Source organism: Bowmanella yangjiangensis, assembly GCF_017255015.1.
GTDB lineage: Bacteria > Pseudomonadota > Gammaproteobacteria > Enterobacterales > Alteromonadaceae > Bowmanella > Bowmanella yangjiangensis.
The window spans coordinates 1-4,366 of the sequence record NZ_JAFKCS010000074.1 but is presented as its reverse complement, the minus strand read 5'-3'; the positions used below and the strand labels follow the sequence as shown (position 1 = coordinate 4,366).

The 4,366-nt window shown below is 62.7% G+C and carries 3 protein-coding genes and 1 pseudogene; all 4 read right to left on the bottom strand.

Annotation, left to right across the window (positions count from 1 at the left end; genetic code table 11):
• Positions 1-225, bottom strand: a pseudogene (locus J0A65_RS21645) (hypothetical protein); the annotation flags it as partial.
• Positions 222-1,526 carry a glycosyltransferase gene (locus J0A65_RS21640; RefSeq protein WP_175254288.1) on the bottom strand — a complete coding sequence of 435 codons (1,305 nt, stop codon included), beginning with the start codon at positions 1,524-1,526 and terminating at the stop codon, positions 222-224. The gene J0A65_RS21640 and the pseudogene J0A65_RS21645, both read right to left, overlap by 4 nt.
• A gap of 61 nt (positions 1,527-1,587) precedes the next feature.
• Positions 1,588-3,474, bottom strand: a complete 1,887-nt coding sequence (gene asnB / locus J0A65_RS21635; protein ID WP_206596403.1) for an asparagine synthase (glutamine-hydrolyzing) — start codon at positions 3,472-3,474, stop codon at positions 1,588-1,590.
• Positions 3,475-3,516: 42 nt separating this feature from the next.
• A partial coding sequence (locus J0A65_RS21630; protein WP_206596402.1) for an MATE family efflux transporter occupies positions 3,517-4,366 on the bottom strand: 850 nt, incomplete at its 5' end.

The following is a 4,366-nucleotide window of genomic DNA, read 5'->3' as shown; positions in this document are numbered from 1 at the left end:
CTGCCCACGCGGCCACAGCGGCACTCGCAGCACCTCGATACGCCCCTGGTAACGTTCGCGCTGCGTACCCGCAGCACGGTAGCCATCGAAAACTTTACCGTCAGGGTAGTTAGGCTTGCCGGTGGCTACCACCACCTCGTGGCCCTGCTCGTCGAGCGTGCGCACGACGTCGTTGATGATGAAGCTTTCCGGCCAGAAGTACTGCGACAGTACGAGAATCCTCATAGTCGATCGCTACCTTTGAGGGCTCTCACCTGATCCAGCAGTGCAGCGGCCTGGACGCTGCGTCTGAACTGGTCAAGGTAGTCCATATTCGGTTGCACCTTGGCCGTTTCGCCCTGAACAGCAGCCAACAGGCGCTGCCTAATCCGCGCCACGTCAGCAGCATAATGGGTGCCGACAGCTGCTTGGCGCAGCATATCTGCTACCAACATATCGTCGGTAACCCCAACAGCCAGCACTTCAGTGCCAGATATCAGGTACTCGAAGATCTTGCCACTGACCACACCCTTGGTCGAACCGACACCATCAGCTACTGGCTGCGAACCGAGGAAAAGCAGGAAGTCAGCGCTCTTCTGCACCGCCAGGATTTCCTGCCGGGGTACCTTGCCGGCGAGTTTTACAAAAGGCGCCACAAGCGGATCGCGGGCAACCGGGAAGTCGTCCAGCGCGGCATAGTCCCCATAGAAAGAGATGGCAAGGTCACCCTCAGCCAGCAGCCCTTCAGTCACCAGTTGACGAATTGCCAAGAACAGCGGGGTTGGATTCTGCAGGCCCGGCAGGATGCTCCCGGCATAGACGATGTTCACCTTTGCCGGCAGGCTAATCCGAGCCGCATTGCGGAACACATCAACCTCGCTATCCTCGAAGCCGTTGGGCAGTTCCAGGTAATCGCGTGGACCATGCAGTTCACGCAATTCCTGCAGCAACGGCGTATTGATCGAACAGATCAGGTCGGCGCGGGCCAGTACCGTGCGCTCGTGCCAGCGCTCGAAGGCCCGCACCGGCGCACAGCCGGGAAAGATCGGGTTGCCTGCCCACAGATCGCGATAGTCGGCGACCCAGAACAGCTGTCGGCTCCCTTGCTTGATCCAGGCCGCCGCAGAGTGCGCGGTGTACGACGGCACCGTCGAATAGAGCAGGTCGAAATGCTGTTCACGTAGCAGGCTCCGCCCGACGAGCGCCACGCGCGGCCACCAGAGCACGCGCGGATCGAGATAATTGCTCAGCAACCGGCGCTTCAGCCAGTACTGGAATGACAGCAGCACCCGGCGCCAGCCCTTCACCCCCTTGGAGTAACCTTGGACTCCGCCGGCCTGGCCCCCGCGAATCAGCCAAGGGGCGATCTGCTGTACGTGAATAAGAGGATTATTCCTTAGTCCGGCGGGTAGCTCCCCGGTGAAAGGCATGGTCAGCACATGCACTTCATGCCCCTGACGGGACCAGTGGTTCGCGAACGCATTGACCCTGAGCACGCCAACGGAGGTTTCCGGGCCAAAGTAACTGGAAATAATGAGGATCTTCACGCCACGCGCCTAACTGATTAACAACCGAGGGTAAAAGGATTGATGCCGTCCATCGGACGGCCTAGTCCATGAACGTGCGATACCAACGACAGAAATTGATCCAGCGCCAGACCTGCCAGGAGAACGCCTGCCGGCCCGCCACCACGCGGTCGAACTCGGCCAGCATGGCTGCCTGATCGAGGAACGGTAGCTGCAGGTCTTCGACTAGCCAGCTTCGCACCTGGCCGGCCATGCCCAACAGCCATTCCTGTTCGGGCGTGGCGAAGCCGATTTTATCGCGGCGGTCGAGAATATCATCCGGCACTATTCCTCGCATGGCTGCGCGGAAAATGTGCTTGGTCTCGCCCCGCGGGGAAATCAGGTAGGACTCGGGCATCGACAGCGCCAGCTCGACCATGTCCAGGGTGAGAAATGGCACACGACTCTCAACCGAGAAACGCATCGAGTTGCGATCCCCATGGCGTAGCAGCGCCGGCAGCCCACGCTGAGTGAGGCACAGGGCCAGCTCGGCCATCACCCGCCGCCCGGCACTGCCGGCCTGAGCGAGCTGGCGCGGGTAGCGACGGATGATACCGCGCTCCTCCAGCGACGCCGAGCGAATCCAGTGCGGCAGGCTGTCCATACCGTTGAGCCGGCGCAGGACATCGTAGAGCGCGCCCTGGCTCATTTCCGCCGCCGCGCGCTTGGCTCCGCCCATACGGCTGCGCCCCGGCCAGCGCGCCCACTCGTCGAGAAAGTGCCAGGCTTCGGCCAGCCGGCCTTTTTCCAGCAGGCTTCGCAGGCGCTGCCCCGGATAACCGTTATAGCCGGCCAGCATCTCGTCGGCACCCTGCCCGTCCAGGGTCACGGTCACGCCTTGCTCGCGGGCCAGTTGGAATACTCGATACTGAGCATAGATGCTGGTACTGCCGAAAGGCTCGCCCTGCGCGGCGATCATGTCGTCCAAATCTCGGGCCAGTTCGTCGCCGCTGACCTTTACCTTGTGCGGCCTGGCCCCGACATGCTGGTTGACCCGGTCCACCCACACCTCTTCGGACATCGCGCTGCCATGGGCGATGTAGCTGAAGGTGTTGATCGGCAGGTCCGGCTCAACATGGCGCATGGCGCAGACCACCGCCGATGAATCAATGCCACCGGACAGCGCCGCGCCCAACGGCACATCGCTGCGCAGATGCAGGCGCACGCTGGCCAGGAAGCGCTCGCGCAACTGCTCGGTTGCATCGGCAAAGCTGAGGTCGCTGCGTTCCTCGATGCATGGCGTCCACCAGCGCTGCGGCTCACCCAGCGCACCAGAAGTCAGATCCAGTTCCACCAGGTGGCCGGGCAACAGGTGCAGCACGCCATCGAGGAAGCTGTGCGCGCCACTGTCGTAGTCGGCATGCACCAGATAGTCGTAGGCGCGCTGCCAGTCCAGTTGCACCCGCTCCTGCTTGAGCGCCTTGATCGCCGCCACCTCGGAGGCGAACAGAAAGCTGCCCTGCTCACGGGTGTAGAAGAACGGCTTGATGCCAAAGGCATCGCGCACGCAGGTCAGGGTACCCCGCGCGCTGTCGAACACCACGAAGGCAAACATGCCCACCAGCCGCGGCAGGCACGCGCGCCCCCACTGACGCCAGGCAGCCAGTAGCACCTCGGTATCCGAGCCGGAGACAAAGCGATGCCCCAGCGGCTCCAGCTCCGCGCGCAGCTCGCGATAGTTGTAGATCTCGCCGTTGAAGACGATCGACACGGCCTTGTCCTGCGACTGCATAGGCTGATGCCCTGCCGCAGAAAGGTCGATGATCGACAACCGGGTATGCCCGAGCGCAGTCACCCCGCCCAGACTTGTGTACAGCTCGTAGCCACGGTCATCCGGGCCACGCCTGTGCATCGCCGCCAGCGCCTGACTCAACCTCTCGTCCAGCTTGGCCGGCCTGCCAGGCCACCACCCCCCCGTGATACCGCACATGACTATCCAATCTCCAAAGACAAGGCGATCCCGCCTTGCAAATCACACACGAGCAGATCCACTCACACGGCGTCTTAGTTGCTGCAGCAGGGCCCTCAGGTCTGCCAGGGGCAACAGCCCACATATCACAACCAGCCCCAGCAGCACACACATCAGCAGACTCTTGAGCAACAGCGTCAAAGGCAGCGCCAGCCCCGTTGCCTCAAGCTGCACGCCCACCCCGGCGCACACCACGAAGCCCAGGCTCGACAGCAGCAATGCCCGCCAGGCATAAGGAATCCTGTACAGACGTTGACTGAGCAACAGCCAGCAAAAGAAGAACAGCGCGGATGCCAGCAAGGTGGCCAGCGCCGCCCCCCAGATGCCCCACAGCGGTACCAGCAGCCAGTTACCGGCCACACTGGCCGTTGCCGACAGCAGCGTCACCCAAAGCTGCCAGTGGGTCTTCTTTGCAATGGCGATGCCTGGCGCGAAGATGTACATCTGCGAAAGCAGCAGAGACGGCGCCAGCACCCCCACCAGCGCCGCACCGGCCATGAACTCGGGGGTCGCGAACAGCATCAGCAGTTCGCGGGCAAACAGCGCCAGGAACAGGCAGCCGGCCAGTGCCACCGCCATGAACCAGCTGAACAGTCGGGCGATCTGGCCTGGCGTCTGCGGATCTCGATAGTGCTGGTAGACCAGCGGCGTCAGCGCCGCCTGAATCCCCAGGATCAGCAGTGCCGCCAGGCCGGCGATACGGCTACCGATACCGAAATGCCCCACATCCTCCAGACTGCCGAAGTGATTGAGGGCAAAGCGGTTGATATACAGACTGATGAACACCGCCAGGCCGGCCGGCACCAACGGTGCCGAAAAGCGCAGCATGGCGCGCAGCTGGCCCACATCGAAC

What these genes read in the sequence shown, in the direction of transcription:
- asnB (WP_206596403.1), bottom strand. Translation starts at nt 3,474, where the DNA reads ATGTGCGGTATCACGGGGGGGTGGTGGCCTGGCAGGCCGGCCAAGCTG.